Source organism: Rhodococcus sp. IEGM 27 (genome assembly GCF_033142305.1).
GTDB classification, from domain to species: domain Bacteria; phylum Actinomycetota; class Actinomycetes; order Mycobacteriales; family Mycobacteriaceae; genus Rhodococcus_F; species Rhodococcus_F oxybenzonivorans.
In genome coordinates this window covers 13570-29122 of sequence record NZ_JAWLSG010000010.1, presented here as the reverse complement: position 1 = coordinate 29122, position 15553 = coordinate 13570, and the positions used below count along the sequence as shown (strand labels likewise).

Annotated in this window: 12 protein-coding genes and 1 pseudogene; 6 read left to right on the top strand and 7 right to left on the bottom strand. The window is 67.0% G+C overall.

The annotated features are described in order from the left end of the window. Positions 1-50: 50 nt before the first annotated feature. Positions 51-962, bottom strand: a complete 912-nt coding sequence (locus R4P95_RS26890) for an SDR family oxidoreductase (protein WP_317747045.1) — start codon at positions 960-962, stop codon at positions 51-53. 147 nt (positions 963-1109) lie between these two features. Here R4P95_RS26890 and R4P95_RS26885 point away from each other — a divergent pair, with 147 nt between their 5' ends. Beyond that, the gene (locus R4P95_RS26885) at positions 1110-2789 is read left to right on the top strand and encodes an alkaline phosphatase D family protein (protein ID WP_317747046.1); all 1680 of its coding nucleotides are present in this window, start codon (positions 1110-1112) and stop codon (positions 2787-2789) included. On the opposite strand, the gene R4P95_RS26880 is transcribed toward R4P95_RS26885, so the two are convergent. After that, positions 2764-3240 carry an SRPBCC family protein gene (locus R4P95_RS26880; protein ID WP_249354626.1) on the bottom strand — a complete coding sequence of 159 codons (477 nt, stop codon included), beginning with the start codon at positions 3238-3240 and terminating at the stop codon, positions 2764-2766. The two genes, R4P95_RS26885 and R4P95_RS26880, sit on opposite strands and share 26 nt — an antisense overlap. A gap of 163 nt (positions 3241-3403) precedes the next feature. Between R4P95_RS26880 and R4P95_RS26875 the strand changes: the two genes are divergently transcribed. Further along, a complete protein-coding gene (locus R4P95_RS26875; RefSeq protein ID WP_397517758.1) occupies positions 3404-5395 on the top strand; it encodes an elongation factor G in 1992 nt (663 codons plus the stop codon). Positions 5396-5527: 132 nt separating this feature from the next. Here the strand turns inward: R4P95_RS26875 and R4P95_RS33690 are convergent. Together R4P95_RS33690 and R4P95_RS26870 are read right to left on the bottom strand one after the other, a co-directional pair. After that, positions 5528-5686: pseudogene (locus R4P95_RS33690) on the bottom strand (cytochrome d ubiquinol oxidase subunit II); the annotation flags it as partial. 267 nt (positions 5687-5953) lie between these two features. Continuing rightward, positions 5954-6679 carry a type 1 glutamine amidotransferase domain-containing protein gene (locus R4P95_RS26870; protein WP_317747047.1) on the bottom strand — a complete coding sequence of 242 codons (726 nt, stop codon included), beginning with the start codon at positions 6677-6679 and terminating at the stop codon, positions 5954-5956. Between the two features lie 266 nt (positions 6680-6945). Between R4P95_RS26870 and R4P95_RS26865 the strand changes: the two genes are divergently transcribed. The 4 genes from R4P95_RS26865 (at position 6946) to R4P95_RS26850 (ending at position 11668) form a co-directional block, all read left to right on the top strand. After that, entirely contained in the window at positions 6946-7860 is a 915-nt protein-coding gene (locus R4P95_RS26865; protein WP_317747048.1) for an acetoacetate decarboxylase family protein, read from the top strand. 45 nt (positions 7861-7905) lie between these two features. Further along, positions 7906-9498: a succinic semialdehyde dehydrogenase gene (locus R4P95_RS26860; protein WP_317747049.1), complete on the top strand. Its 1593-nt coding sequence runs from the start codon at positions 7906-7908 to the stop codon at positions 9496-9498. 76 nt (positions 9499-9574) lie between these two features. After that, positions 9575-10546 carry an NAD(P)H-quinone oxidoreductase gene (locus tag R4P95_RS26855; protein WP_317747069.1) on the top strand — a complete coding sequence of 324 codons (972 nt, stop codon included), beginning with the start codon at positions 9575-9577 and terminating at the stop codon, positions 10544-10546. A gap of 168 nt (positions 10547-10714) precedes the next feature. Continuing rightward, the gene (locus R4P95_RS26850) at positions 10715-11668 is read left to right on the top strand and encodes an alpha/beta hydrolase (protein ID WP_213577004.1); all 954 of its coding nucleotides are present in this window, start codon (positions 10715-10717) and stop codon (positions 11666-11668) included. Between the two features lie 62 nt (positions 11669-11730). Here the strand turns inward: R4P95_RS26850 and R4P95_RS26845 are convergent, their stop codons facing one another. The 3 genes from R4P95_RS26845 to R4P95_RS26835 form a co-directional block, all read right to left on the bottom strand. Next, positions 11731-12939 carry a saccharopine dehydrogenase family protein gene (locus tag R4P95_RS26845; RefSeq protein ID WP_317747050.1) on the bottom strand — a complete coding sequence of 403 codons (1209 nt, stop codon included), beginning with the start codon at positions 12937-12939 and terminating at the stop codon, positions 11731-11733. A 178-nt stretch (positions 12940-13117) separates the two neighbouring features. Next, positions 13118-13948 carry an alpha/beta hydrolase gene (locus R4P95_RS26840; RefSeq protein ID WP_317747051.1) on the bottom strand — a complete coding sequence of 277 codons (831 nt, stop codon included), beginning with the start codon at positions 13946-13948 and terminating at the stop codon, positions 13118-13120. Beyond that, positions 13945-15480: an NAD(P)/FAD-dependent oxidoreductase gene (locus R4P95_RS26835; RefSeq protein WP_317747052.1), complete on the bottom strand. Its 1536-nt coding sequence runs from the start codon at positions 15478-15480 to the stop codon at positions 13945-13947. The genes R4P95_RS26840 and R4P95_RS26835 overlap by 4 nt, the downstream gene beginning before the upstream one ends. Positions 15481-15553: the final 73 nt, after the last annotated feature.

Sequence of the window (15553 nt, the reverse complement as noted above, 5' to 3'; positions counted from 1 at the left end):
AATGATATCCCGCCGGGATACGGCGATTTCATGGTGTCGGCGCGGCGGGTTCAGCGGTATCCGGTGACGTCGGCGGGCATGCCGGCGTCCTGTACTTCGTCCATGTATCGCCAGCAGTCGGGCCGACTACCGTCGAGGTCGTCGAAGTCGTACACCTTCGCCAGTTGGCCGCTCGACAGCGACTGCCCGTTCCACCTCGACACGTCCGGATCCTGGGCGAGCGCCGCCACCGCCCGTCCGACGAAGGCGGGACTCTCGGAGATCGCGAAATGCGGGATACGCTCGGTGGCGTCACGCCAGTTCGCCTCGGTGACGCCGAACGCCTCGAGCATCATTTCCGAACGCAACCATCCCGGCGTGAGCGACACCGCCGTCGCCCCGTGGGACGGGAGCTCGTGCGCCAGCGCGAAGGCCATTCTGTTCACCGAGGCCTTCGCCAGGTCGTAGAAGAAGGACACCCGGTAATGGGCGGAGTTGTAGTCGTCGGTTCCGTCGGTGACCTCGACCACCAGCCCGCCCGGAGTCTCGATCAGCAGCGGAAGAGCGAAGTGACTGGTAACCGCGTGGGTCTCCACGCCGTGGCGCAGATAGTGGAGGCCGATGTCGAGGGAAGACTCCCAGACCGTCTTGTCCCACTCCATGGTGGTGGCGCCCCAGATGTCGTTGACGAGCACGTGCAGGGCGCCCTGTTCGTCGCGGATGCGGTCGACGAGGGCGCGCACCTCGCCCGGCACCAAGTGATCGACCCGGACAGCGATGCCGCGTCCACCTGCCTCGTCGACGAGTTCGGCGGTCTCCTCGATCGTCTCCGGCCGGTTCATCTCGGACGGCTGGGTGCGAGTGGTACGCCCGGTGACGTAGACGGTGGCTCCCGCGGCACCCAGTTGCACCGCAATGCCACGGCCCGCTCCCCTGGTCCCTCCGGCCACCAGGGCAACCTTGCCCGTCAACGGCTTCTCCATGTCTCGAACCTAACGCCGTCGAGGCCGTCCGCGGAGGCTAATCGAATACGACTCGACGAACTGCCGACCCGGTCGCGGAAACGTAATCTACTTCTGTGTAAGCCCGTAGGCTTGCGAGATGGAACGAACTTCGGCGAGGTGACGGTCGTGACCGAACTGATCCTGGGACCACTTCTGCGGCACGTGGGCAGGTGTGACGCGACGGTGTGGGTAGAGACTTCCGGACCGTGCACGGTCGGCGTACTCGGGCACACCGAGCACACATGGGAGGTCGCCGGCCACCACTATGCGCTGGTTGTGGTGGAGGGGCTGGAAGCGGGGTCGAGCACGCCCTACGAGGTCACCCTCGACGACCGCCGGGTCTGGCCGCTGCCCGACGCGAAACCGTCGACCATCCGCACACTCGCCGACGACGGTTCGCTGGTTCTCGTCTTCGGTTCGTGCCGTTTCGCGACCATGTCCACCACCGAGGACAACAACCACCTCGGCACCGACGCTCTCGATGCCTTCGCGTTGAGGATGACGGAACAACCGGAGAGCCGGTGGCCTGATGCTCTCCTCCTCCTCGGCGACCAGGTGTATGCCGACGAACTATCCGCGGAAACCGAGCGCAGGCTCGCCGAGATCCACGACCTGAGCGAGCCGCCGGGACCGCAGGTCCGTAACTACGAGGAATACACCTGGTTGTATGCGGAATCGTGGTCCGACCCGCAGGTGCGCTGGCTGATGTCGACCGTGCCGACATCGATGATCTTCGACGACCACGACGTTCGTGACGATTGGAACACCTCGCAGTCGTGGCGGGACGAACTCGAGGCCACCTCGTGGTGGGAGGAGCGGATCGTCGGCGCGTTGTCGTCGTACTGGGTCTACCAGCACCTGGGCAATCTGGAACCCGCGCAACTCGCCGAAAACGAACTGTATCAACGTGTTCGGAACCATGGCGGTGACGTGGAACCGATGCTCCGCGAGTTCGCATCCGCCGCCGACGAGGAAGCCGACGGCGCCAAGGGTGCGCAATGGTCCTATCGCCGCGACCTCGGGCCGGCGCGGCTCCTCGTCATCGATTCGCGCTGTGGACGCGTCCTCACCGACGGCCGGCGTGAGATGGTGTCCGATCCGGAGTTCACCTGGATCGAGCGCCAAACTCAAGGAGACTACGACCACCTCCTCGTAGGGACGTCGTTACCGTGGCTGCTGCCGCGCGCGCTGCACGACCTCGAATCGTGGGACGAGCATCTGGCCGAGGGCAGCCGGGGACCACGCCTGGCCGCCCTGGCCGAGAAGATCCGGCGGGGGGCCGATCTCGAACACTGGGCGGCCTTCCGCAATTCGTTCGATCGACTCACCAGATTGTTCGGCGACGTCGGCCGCGGCCAGTGCACCGGCCCAGGCGGGCGGGCGCCGTCCACCATTTCCGTGCTGTCCGGGGACGTGCACCACGCGTACGTCGCGGAGGCACACTATCCGGAGCCGACTCAGTCGCACGTCTACCAACTGACATGTTCGCCGCTGCACAACTACGTGCCTGCCGCGATGAAGGTGGCCTTCCGCATATCGTGGCGGCGCGCCACCGAACGGACGACCCGCTTCATTCTGGGCCGGGTCTCGAAGGTTCCGCCGGTGCCGATCGAGTGGAGCAAGGTCACGGGACCGTTCTTCGGCGATCAGGTGGCCACCCTCCGACTGCAGGGCAGGGCAGCTCACCTCGTCATGGAACAAGCGACCACTGACAGTGCGGGCACCCCGCAGTTCACCACGATGGCCGACCTCGTGCTGTCGACGGCGGACGATTCGGTACCTAGCGCTTCTCGGCCTCCGCTTTGAGCTGTGTCAGGCCCTTGTCGAAGTCCTTGCCTACGAGCTTGTCCATGTTCACGATGAAGCCGAACAGTTTCAGCATCCGATTCTTTCGACCGGTCATCTGCCAGCGGACCGTCGTCCCGGCGCTGTTCGGCTCGAGGAGGAACGTCGTGACGTTCTGCGCCGGAAACGGCTTCTGGAACTCGAGGTCGAGGACAACCTCGGTATCGGGTACCGATTTCGTGATCGACATCGAGCCTTTGCCCGCCTTGCGGTTGCCTTCCCAGCTGTAGGTGGCGCCCACCCCGGAATCAGGACCTGTGTAAGTCCGCCGCAGATTCGGGTCGACTCCTTCCCATGGCGACCACGCCGTCCATCGGTGGAAGTTGTCGATGAAGGGAAACACGGTTCCCGGGCTTGCATCGATCACGATGGATCGCTCGACGCTGAACTCGTCGGAAGTCTTCGGTGCCAACACTGTCTCCGATTCGTCACTCGAGAAGCCAGGTCGCTCGAACCGACCCTGCCGGTACCGCCCGAAGTCGGGGCGTTGCGCGGTATCGTCGAGGACGACCCGTACGACATGCTGTGGTAGGGGGTGCGACATCGCTAGCGACTCGATCCGCAATATCGCTCTGGTGGGACATCAGGGTAACGGTAAGACGAGCCTCGCGGAGGCAATGCTGTTTCGCGCTGGTGTCGTCACCCGTCCGGGGCGCGTCGAGAACGGCAACACTGTGCTCGACACCCAACCGGAAGAGCACGACCGTACCCAGTCGCTGACCCTCGGCCTGGCGTCGTTCGAGTGGGCCGATTGCCGGATCAACCTCCTCGATGCGCCCGGTTACGCCGATTTCGTCGGTGATGCGATGACGGCGCTGCATGTCGCCGACGTGGCCGTATTCGTCGTCGACGGCGTCAGCGGTCTGCAGGTCAACGACGAATTGCTCTGGCAGGCGGCGGCGGAACGCTCGATTCCCCGGATCGTGTTCATCAACAAGATGGACAAGGAGAGGGCATCGTTCGATCAGACGCTGGCAGGTCTCCGAGACCATTTCGGCGCCGGGGTGGAACCGCTCGATCTGCCGGTCGGTGAGGCGTCGGAGTTCACGGGCGTCGCGGATCTTCTCAGCGAGCACGTCATTCTCTACGACACCGGCTCCGCAACGACCAGCGACGAACTCCCCGCGGACATCGCCGACCGCGAGCACGAGCAGCACGAACACCTCGTGGAAGACGTCGTCGAGATCGAGGACGATCTACTGGCCCGATACCTCGACGGTGATGCCATCAGTGTTCCCGAACTCGAGCACGCACTGCGTCGGGGATTTGCCGGCGGATCCCTGTGGCCGGTGCTGTGCGGATCGGCGACCGAGGCGATCGCGATCGACCGGCTGCTGGACTTCTTGTGTCACATCGCGCCGGCGCCTTCGGAGGTGCCCGGTGTCGAGTTGCGCAACGGGAACGGAACCGACGCGGTGACGTGTGATCCGTCCGGCGATCCGCTGGCGTTCGTCTTCAAGACGCAGACCGACGAATACGTGGGTCAGGTTGCGTTGATGAAAGTCCTCTCCGGCACGCTCCACGCCGATGATGTTCTCGTCGACCAGCGAACCGGCACCAAGGAACGCCTCCACAACTTGCTCCGGGTTCTGGGCAGCAAACACACCCCGATCGACACCGCAGTTGCCGGCGACATCGTGGGGGCGATCAAACTCACCGACGTCACCACCGGTGACACCCTCGCGCCGATCGGGTCCTCGCTCACGGTCACACCGGTCGAACACAAACGCCCGGTCTACGGAATCGCCGTCGCCGCCGACAGCGCGGGTGACGAAGACAAGTTGTCGACCGCCTTGGCCGAGCTGGTGGGTGACGATCCGACTCTGGAAGTGGTCCGCGACAGCGAAACCCATCAGACCGTGCTGCGGGGGGCGGGTGACGTCCACGTCCAGGTGGCCCTCACCCGTCTGCAGCGGCGATACGGCATCACCGTCCGCACCGAACCCGTGAAAATCGCCTACCGGGAAACACTGCTCGCCCCGGTCGAGACGGAAGGCAGGCACAAGAAGCAGAGCGGCGGTCACGGGCAGTTCGGTGTCGCGACCGTCCGGTTCGAACCTCTCCCCCGCAACGGTGGCTACGAATTCGTCGACGCCACGCGGGGCGGCGTGATCCCCAAGTCACTCATCCCCGCGGTGGGCAAAGGTGTCGCCGAATCAATGGAACGCGGCGGGCGACACGGATTCCCGCTCGTCGACCTGCGGGCGACGGTTCTGGACGGCAAACACCATTCCGTCGACTCGGACGATTTCAGCTTCCGGATGGCCGGGGCACTCGCTCTGCGCGCCGCCATCGACAAAGTGGGCACGCTGATCCTCGAACCCGTCGACCGTGTGGAGGTCACGGTGCCCTCCTCCCTTCAGGGTGATGTGATGGCAGACCTCGGGCGGCGGCGCGGCCAGATCGAGGGCACCGAGCCCGCCGGAGACGGAGAAGTCACCGTGATCGCCTCGGTGCCCACCAGCGAGGTCGTCGACTACCCCGTCGCCTTGCGCTCGATGACGCATGGACGGGGCCGCCTCGCGCTGTCGTTCGAGCGCTATCAGGAGCGCCCCGACCCCCGGTAGCCGCCACGCCCTTCCCCGTAATGGAGCTCCGTGCGGCGCAGCTTCGTCGCGGCTCCAGGTGTCCGTCTGGGTAAGCCAGAAGAGGTAAGCCAGCGCCGGCACTACCGTCACCGCGGCGAGGCCGACGACCACAAGCAGCCCGATGAGCGTTGCTCTCGCTCCCGCGGCGTCGGCGATGAGAACCTGGTCGACGAGAATCCAGGGTGTCTGGGCGACGCCCCAGCCGATTACGATCGCTGCCACGGCGACGAGCGCCGTGATCCGGTCTGCACCGAAGCTGCTCCGCCACAACAAGATCAGTAAGGCGACACCGGCAAGCGCAGAGACAACGATCAACGGCAACGCGCTGCCGAGGAGACCTTCACCGCGAGGAGCGAGTCGCGGCGCATGGGTTCGATCGCGGCCAGTGCTATGGCGCCGACGACGACTCCGACGACAAGCGTGCGCGGTCGCAGGTACGCGGCCAGCGTGCCGTCGCCGGAGTCTCGGTCAACGCCCCGGTTCCGGAGATGTGCCGATCAACGTTCCGCATAAGGGCAACGCCCGAATGCAAGTCCTCTACCCCTTCTCGGATCCTGTCGCGGAGCCGACGAGGACGTCGACAAGCTGGGTGGCTAGTTTTTCGGAGGACTGCGGATTCTGCCCGGTGTAAAGGTTGCGGTCGACGACCACATGCGGGCGCAGCGGGATCAGCCCTTTGGAGTAGTCGATGCCGGCTTCTTTCAACCTGTCCTCCAACAGCCACGGCGCCTTCTTCGCGAACCGGTTCAGCAGTTCTTCGCGGTTGGACAGTCCGGTCATCCGGTACCCGGCGAAGGCCGAGGTGCCATCAGGGTTGGTTGCAGCCAGGACCGCGGCCGGTGCGTGGCACAGCAGAGCCAGCGGTTTACCCGATGCCAGACGATGGGTCAGCAGATCACCCGAGATCTTGTCGTAGGCAAGGTCTTCCATCGGGCCGTGACCACCGGGATAGAACACGAGGTCGTATTCGTCCGAGTCCACCGTATCCAACGAGGCCGGGCGGGAGAGTACGTCGGCGATGCTGTCGAGGTAACTCTTGATGTCACGGCGCTTCCACGGCATCCCTCCGGAGATACCGAGGCTGAGTTGATCGAGGGTCGGCGCTTTGCCGCCCGGGGTGGCCACGGCGATGTCCCATCCCGCTTCGGAGAAGATGCGGTAGGGCACCGCAAGCTCTTCGGCCCAGTACCCCGAGGGATGCACGGTGCCGTCGTTGAGTGTCCAACGGTCGGCTGCGGTAACTACGAACAGGACCTTCGTCATGATGGTTCCTCCGAAACGGCGCCCACGGGCCACTTGTGATGGATTCCTCGGGCGCAAAGCCCGAATGTGCACAGTGCTTACATTAGGCGGGTGGCATGCGCTCGTCAACTGGATGCCCGCGGTGCCGTCGCGACGTGCATCCACTCTGCCGGCTCGCGTTCAAGTCGCCCACCCGAAAGGATCCTGAAAGTGTTGACATTGCTTACATTGCTGCCTAACCTTCATGTGAACAGTGCACACATATCGATTGGTGAAGGACCAGATACATGACTTCAACCGAGCAGAGCGCCATCGAGGTCGACCTGGGGGGACATTTCGTCACAGTCCCCGCGGGCGGGCTGTTCGAGCGTTTCCGGATGGACACCGACCTGGACGAGGTGGCGCGCGATCCGCGGGTCAGCGGAGTCGACTTCTTCCGGAACCTTCCCAAGACCCGGGTCGAGTCCCGGATCGGGCCTACCTTGACTCCGAATTTCTATTACGCGATGTCGTCGGCACGTCTGACGATGATCGCGCCCAGCAAGGCGATCCGGAACCGGATTCCGCGCGAGCTCGCCCCCTTGGAGATCGCCCCTGGTCTCGGTCTGGTGTCGGTGATGTTCTTCCGTTACGACGTCTGCGACATCGACTTCTACACCGAGGCTGCGGTGGGGGTTGCGGTGCGCCCCGCCCGTCACGGCAAACTCCCGGTTGCGGACGTCGCGTCCGCGCTGGCGAACGATCACCTCCACTCGTACGTGCTCTCCCTGCCGGTGAACACCGATATCGCCCAGGTGCGTGGCCATCACGGCTACGGCTTCCCGAAATGGGTCACCGAGCTGGAGGTGAACATCGACGAGCGCCGGACCACCGCCCGCGTCGCCGACGCCGACGGCGGCGTCGACCTCGCCTTGTCCGCGCCGACACCGACTCAGAAGCGCATCCGGAGCGGCGAGAAGGTATCCACCCTGACCTCGTACACGAAGGTCGACGGCGCCTGGCACTCCACCCTGAACCAGACCCACGTGCTGGCCAGCGGGACCTCGAGGTTCCCGCGCGGTGTCGACCTGACCGTCGGTGAGGGACGCATGGCCGACGACCTGCGGGCACTGCGGCCGATCCGCACCATCGCGTTCGACGTCAGCACCGAGGCGCAGGCCGCGCTGCACATGCCGGTTCCGTTCTCGGTCCGCAGCCGGTAATCGGCCCTCGCCTCCACTCCGACACCCTCGACGGAAGTCCCCACCATGTCCATCTACACCCCCGAAAAAGTTGCGACGACCGCCGGCCTCCCCGCCTCGCTGACCGCCGCACTACTGAATCGTCTGACCGGTCAGGTCGCCGCCGGTGCTGACGCCACCCGCGTCGCCACCACCGCCCCCTACACCGGCGGGCTACTCGCCGACTTGCCGGTCTCCACCCCCGGGGACGTCGAGGACGCCTTCGTCCGGGCTCGCCGGGCGCAGACCAGATGGGCGGCCACCCCGATCGGCGAGCGCCGCAGGGTGCTGCTGCGGTTCCACGACCTGGTCCTCGCCCGCCAGGACGAAGGCCTGGACCTGATGCAGGCGGAGAACGGCAAGACCCGTCGCGACGCATTCCTGGAGATCACCGACACCGCCATCACCTCCCGGTACTACGCGCGCAGCGCCGAAAAGCTGCTGGCCCCCCGGCGCCGGCGCGGAGCGATCCCGCTCCTGACCCATACCACTGAGCTGCATCATCCCAAGGGCGTGGTCGCGATCATTTCGCCGTGGAACTACCCCCTGTCGATGGCCGCCGGTGATGCGATTCCCGCCCTGATGGCCGGTAACGCCGTGGTCCAGAAGCCCGACACCCAGACCGCGCTGACCGCGTTGTGGGCCATGGATCTGATGTACGAGGCGGGGCTGCCCGCCGACGTGTGGCAGATGGTGGTCGGCCGTGGCAGCTCGATAGGGGAGCCGCTGATGGATAACGCCGACTACGTGATGTTCACCGGGTCCACCGCCACCGGCCGCCGAATCGCCCGCGACGCCGGTGAGCGTCTGATCGGAGCCTCATTGGAGCTGGGCGGCAAGAACGCGATGCTGGTACTCGACGATGCCGACCTCGATCGTGCCGCCGACGGTGCCGTCGCCGCCGCGTTCCCGTCGGCCGGGCAACTGTGCGTATCGATCGAACGCATCTACGTCGCCGAGTCGGTGCGCGAGGAGTTCGTGACCAAGTTCGTGGAGCGGACCAAGCAACTGAAGCTCGGCGCGGCCTACGACTACAGCACCGACGTCGGTAGCCTGACCACTCAGTCCCAGCTGGACACCGTCACCACGCACGTTGCCGATGCAGTCGGCAAGGGCGCCACGGTGCTGGCAGGCGGTTCCGCCCGCCCCGATCTCGGTCCACTGTTCTACGAGCCGACCATCCTCGCCGACGTCACTCCGGAGATGACCCTCCACGGGCACGAAACCTTCGGTCCGGTGGTCTCGATCTACGGCTTCCACGACGTCGAGGAGGGCATCGCGCAGGCGAACGCCACCTCGTACGGGCTCAACGCCAGCGTGTGGAGCCGCAACGGCGCCCACGGACGTGCGGTGGCTGCCCGGGTGCACGCCGGCACCGTCAACGTCAACGAGGCGTTCGCGGCGGCGTGGGGCAGCATCGACTCTCCGATGGGCGGAATGGGTGACTCGGGCGTGGGACGCCGCCATGGCAAGGACGGCCTCCTCAAATACACCGAACCGCAGACCGTCGCCCATCAGCGCGCCCTCGGCTTCACCCCGCCCGCGCACATCCCGTGGACCACATGGGCGCCGGCGCTGAGCGCGGCACTGCGCGTCTGGAAGCGGATCGGCGCCCGCTGACCGGCCGCCGCACCCTCCGCACTTCGGATGCAGGAAAGGCACTGACATGACCATCCCCGAGATCGTTCCCGCCACCATGCGGGCCATCGTCGTCGACGATGACAAGAACATGAACATCGCGCAGGTTTCCACTCCTACCCCGGCCGCCGGCGAGGTCCTGCTCCGGGTTGCTGCGGCCGGCATCAACCGCGCCGACCTGATGCAGCGCCAGGGCCTCTACCCGCCACCGCCCGGAATCACCGACATCATGGGCATGGAGGCCTCCGGCACCGTCGTCGCGGTCGGCACGGCAGTCGACGATTTCCGCCCGGGCGATCAGGTGTGCGCCCTCGTCGCGGGCGGGGCCTACGCCGAGTACGTCGTCGTCCCGGCGGCCCAGCTGTTACCGATTCCGAACGGGCTCTCCCTCGTCGACGCGGCCGCGCTGCCCGAGGTGGCGAGCACCGTGTGGTCGACCATCGTCATGGACGCCGGCCTGAAGGCGGGGGAAACATTGCTGGTGCACGGCGGCGGCAGCGGCATCGGCACCCACGCCATCCAAGTCGGCAAGGCACTCGGCGCCACCGTGGCGGTGACCGTCGGCTCGGAGGCCAAAGCGCAACGCTGCCGCGAACTCGGGGCCGACATCGTGATCAACTACCGCGAGCAGAACTTCGCCACCGAGCTCGCCGGACAGGCCGACGTCATCCTCGACATCATGGGCGGCCAGTACCTGCCCGGCAACGTCGACGCGCTCGCGGTCGGCGGACGGCTGGTAATCATCGGAATGCAGGGTGGGTTCACCGGCGAACTGAACGTCGGAGCACTCATCGGCAAACGCGCCCGGGTGATCGGCCTCAACGTCCGGAACCGGCCCCTTACCGGTCCCGGCTCCAAGGCCGAGATCGTCGCGGCGGTCGCCGAGAACGAATGGCCGCTCGTCGCCCAGGGGCTCGTACGGCCGGTCATCTCGGCCAAACTGCCACTGGCCGACGCCGAACGAGGACAGGCGATGCTCGATTCGCAGGACTCGGTCGGCAAGGTGCTCCTGCTGCCCACCGAACCCTGACCCCAGATGAATGGACCTCTCGCGAGGAAAGGAGCAGGAAACTCGTTCCGGCGTTCCCAGAATCTCGGGTCGACACCGGAAACAGGCGACACCGACGTTGGGGCCGTATCCCAATTCGCCCACCGGGACTGCACACCGCAGCGCCGGAACCAGCGACAGGAGAGTGACATGACCGACATCAAGCCCGTCCTAGAACCCGAGGCCGCCGAATTCGCGAAGGCGACCGACACGCCCCCCTTCCTGTTCCAGCTTCCACCGGCCGAGGGACGCACAACGGTCGACGAAGTCCAATCCGGGGAGATCGACAAACCGGCGATCGACGAAGAGTGGATCACCATCGAGGGCGGTCCGACCGGATCGGTGAAGGTACGCATCGTGAAACCGGCAGGTGCCACCGGCACCCTTCCGGTCCTGTTCTTCATCCACGGGGCCGGGTGGGTGTTCGGCAACGCGCACACCCACGACCGACTGGTCCGCGAGCTCGCCGTCGGCGCCGACGCCGCGGTGGTCTTCCCCGACTACGACCTGTCCCCGGAAGCGAAGTACCCGACCGCGATCGAGCAGAACTACGCCGCCGCCCAGTGGGTGTTCGCACACGGCGCCGAGAAGGGACTCGATGCCACCCGATTCGCCGTCGCCGGCGACTCGGTCGGCGGCAACATGAGCGCCGTCCTGACGCTGATGGCCAAGGAACGCGGCGACGTGCACATCACCCAGCAGGTGCTGCTGTACCCGGTGACCAACGGCGCATTCGACACCCCCTCGTACCACCAGTTCGCCGAGCACTACTTCCTCGCCCGGGAAGGCATGCAGTGGTTCTGGGACCAGTACACCAGCAACGAGTCCCAGCGTGCCGAGATCTACGCCTCGCCGCTGCGCGCGTCCGTCGACCAACTGCGTGGATTGCCCCCCGCCCTGGTGATCACCGCCGAGGCCGACGTGCTGCGCGACGAAGGCGAGGCCTACGCCGCCAAGCTCCGCGAGGCCGAGGTCCCCGTCACCCACGTGCGTGTCGGGGGCGTCATCCACGACTTCATGATGCTCAACGCGCTCCGCTCGACCCAGGGTGCGTCCGTCGCCATCAAGCTGGCGCAGGACACCCTCCGAACCGCCCTGCATTAACGAGTTACGGGTTACGGGTTACCGGTGGTCGCTCGGCGTCTGTCGAGCGACCATGGCACACCTCAGGTCGCGGGCGGGGTGACCGGATCGACCACGGTGAACGATATGCCGGCGTCGATGAGTCGCGTCAACAGATTCTCGCCCATCGCGGTGGCGGTAGTGACCTGGCCGGACGTGTGCGGGTTGTCGTCGTATGCAAGGGACATGGCGGCCTGCGCGAGCATCTTCGCGGTCTCACCGTAGCCGGGGTCGCCGCCGCGGACCTGGGTGTGGACCTGCCGGCCGCCGCCGTCGCCGATGAAATCGACGGTGAACCATGAGCGGGCACGTCGCTCCTGCGACGGGCCGTCACCTCGCGGGATCCGCGCTGCGAGGAGACGACGCAACGGCGGCACCTGAGCGGCAGCGACAAGTCCCGCGGCGGCGGCTCCGGCGCCGGCCAGCGTGACGGTCTTCCGGATCCCGGCGTAGTGGGAGTAGGTGAAGTCGGGGCCGTAGTCGGGACAGGCGACGGCGGATCGCTGGACGATCTGGGGATCGACGGTCGGCAGCGGCAGCAGCCAGAGGTCGAGTGCGGCGTCACGGTGCGGACGACGGGCCCGGACGCGTGCTCGCCGGCCATCCGGCCGCGGCTCGGCCTGTGTGCGTTCCGCCCCGGCCTGCCGCATCTGACGCAGGCGCGCCATCTGCCCCAGCCCGGAGTGCAGGGTCCCGCCCGAGATCATCGCGTTGCTGCGCACGACACCGCGGATAGTCAGCGGAACCCCATGGGGCAGTTGCTGGACGGTGAAGAAGGCGCCGAGGTCGTGCGGGATGGAGTCGAATCCGCACGCGTGGACCAGTCGGGCACCGGACTCGACCGCGGTGGCGTGGTGGGCCAGGTACATCCGATCGATGAACTCCGGCTCCCCGGTGAGGTCGACGTAGTCGGTGCCCGCGGCAGCACATGCCGCGACCAGCGGCTCGCCGTGCTCGAGATATGGGCCGACCGTCGTGGCCACGACCCGCGCGGACCCAGCCACGGCGCGGAGCGATTCCGGCTCGCAGGTGTCGGCAACGAGGAGCTCCGGGCCGGTCGCTGCAGGGTTGAGATGGGCGAGTCGCTCTTTCACCGCTTCGAGCTTGGCGAGGCTCCGGCCGGCGAGGGCCCAACGGGCGTCGGCCGGGAGGTGGGCAACGAGGTAGTCGGCGGTCAGTCCGCCGGCAAAGCCGGTGGCGCCGAAGAGCACCAGGTCGAAGGGGCGGTGGGGTGTTCGGTCTGAGGTGCTCATGGTCCACTCCAATTGTCGGCGGGTAGGGCAGGTCATGGGCTGCGGGCTTGGCAGCCGGGTGTTGTCGCGACCGAAAGGACGCGCGGCGATGCAAGAGGAGGTGCCCACCGGGTGGTGGACTCGATCGGTAACCCGGTTCGGCGTCGGCGGTAGCCACCCCCGGGTTCCCCGCATGCGGTCACCCGACGTCGCCGCTACCGCCGGATCGTCGGCGCCCACGCCGCGGCGTGCGCCGACCCGGGCCCGGGTCGGTCGCGGTGGCCGCGGTGGTGGACCGCAGGGTTCGGCCGATCACGTCCGCGACCACATCCGGGGCTTCCCAGGGCGGGGTGTGCCCCACCCCAGGGAGCGTTCTCACGGTGGCATGACGAAGTTCGGCGAATTCGACTGCGGGCGAGGCCACGCGCGCATCGAGTTCGCCGAAGACAAGCTCGGTGGGGACCGGCAGGCTGGTCAACCGGTCGGCGAGGGTGCGGGCACCGAGATAGGTGTCGATGGCCCGCGTGCTGCGGACGACGTTGCGCCGACCTCGGGCCCGTAGATCGGCCACGAACTGGTCGGGCACGGTGACACCAGGGCCGAACGCGCTCTGCGCAGCGGCGCGTTGCCGCTCCCGGGAGGCCATTGCCCACATCAGCTCACCCACGCCGGGCACGGCCAGGACCCGTTCGCTCGGGGTGCGCGCGCTCAGCCTGCTGGCCTGCGACCAGGGCGGGCACAACAGCAGCAGCGCCGAGACGAGGACGGGGTGGCGTTCGGCGAGCGCGGTGGCGACCAATCCGCCGCGAGAGTGCCCGACGATCACGGCTGGGGATCGGAGCAACGCCGCCACGTCGTCGGCGTCACGTTCGATCGAGTGATCCGATTCCAGCTGCGCTGCAACGATGTTCGCTTCCGTCTCGATCTTCGGCACGACCCGGTCCCAGACCCGGTGGGAGCTGGCCAGACCGTGGATCAGCATGACAGTCGGGGCGCCGGGGATTCCGGCGATCAGTGCGCCGGCGTTCACGAGGCGGCTGCCTCGGCGGCAGGGGTCCGACGGCGCAGCAGGTGCCGGGTCGGGTCGAACTGCTGGGTGCGGCGGCGGAAGTCGAGGGTCGACCCGGGCCAGATGTTGGTGTTGCGGCCATCTGCGTTCAGATACCAGCTGGTGCACCCGCCGGTAGTCCAGACGGTGCCCTCGCCGAGACGCTCGACGTCATCGGTGAACGCTTGCTGCGCCGCCGGGGTCGGTTCGACGGCGGCCAGGTCGTGGTCGCGGGCGTAGCCGAGGGCACCTGCGATGTAGTTGGCCTGGGATTCGAACATGTGGATCACCGAGGTGTGTCCCAGGCCGATGTTCGGCCCGTGCATGAGGTAGAGGTTGGGAAATCCCGTGACGGAGGTCCCCAGGTATGCGGTCGGGCTGGTGCCCCACACCTCGGCCAGGCTGCGTCCGTCGCGACCGTAGGTGCGGTCGGTCAGCGGCAGCCGTGAGGTCTGGAATCCGGTGCCGAAGATGATGGCATCGACCCGGTGGTGGGTGCCGGTGTCGTCGATCAGGCCGGTGGCCGTGATCTCCCGGATCCCGTCGGTGGCCAGGGTGACGTTGTGCTGGTCCAGTGACCGCAGATACTCATCGGAGATGAGGACTCGCTTGCAGCCGAAGCGGAAATCGGGCACCAGCTTCGCCCGCAACCGCGGATCGCTGACTTGCGCCTCGAGGTGTCGGCGGGCACCGCGCTGCGGCAGTGCCATCAGTGCCGGATTGCGGAAGGCGACCACCTGCCACTCCCGCCGCAGATACAGACGCAGCCGCTCGAGCCGTTGAAACAGCGGGTACCTGCGATACAGGGCCCGGCTCAGGGAGCCGACCGGCCGGTCGTGGCGGGGCACCACCCACGCCGGTGTGCGCTGGAAGACGGTCAGGTGCGCCACATCGGGCTGGATGGCCGGAACGAACTGGACCGCAGAGGGGCCGGTGCCGATCACCGCGACCCGCTTTCCGGTGAGATCGTAGTCGTGGTGCCAGCGTGCCGAGTGGAAGCTGACCCCGTCGAATCGATGGAGTCCCGGTATCGCCGGGATCAGCGGATCGGCGAGCGCGCCGGTCGCCAGCACGACGTGGGTGGCGGTGCGCGGCCCGCGTACGGTGTCCAGGCGCCACAGTTGCGCGGCCGGGTCCCAGTCCAATCGCTCGACCGCGCAGCCGAGTACCACTCGCGTGCGGAGATCCTGGGTGTCGGCGACGTCTTTGAGGTAGGCGAACAGCTCTGGTTGTGTGGCGTAGGTGTTGCGCCAGTGTGGGTTCGGGGCGAAGGAGAACGAGTAGAGGTTGCTCTGGACGTCGACCGCGGCGCCGGGGTAGTCGTTGTCGCGCCAGACGCCGCCGACCTCGCCGGCGCGTTCGAGGATCACGAAGTCGGAAAACCCCGCCTGACGAAGGCGCACCGCGGCCGCGATGCCACCGAAGCCGGTGCCGATGATCGCGACATGGTTGTGGACGGTGGTGGCGCTACCCGGTTCGGTGAGTTCGTGGGACTGTGCGCTGGTCGTGGACATCAATTCTCTTCAGGTGTTGTCGGCGAGGCACCCTCGTCCGAGATCGGCAGGGTCGGTAGGAATGCGATGGGAT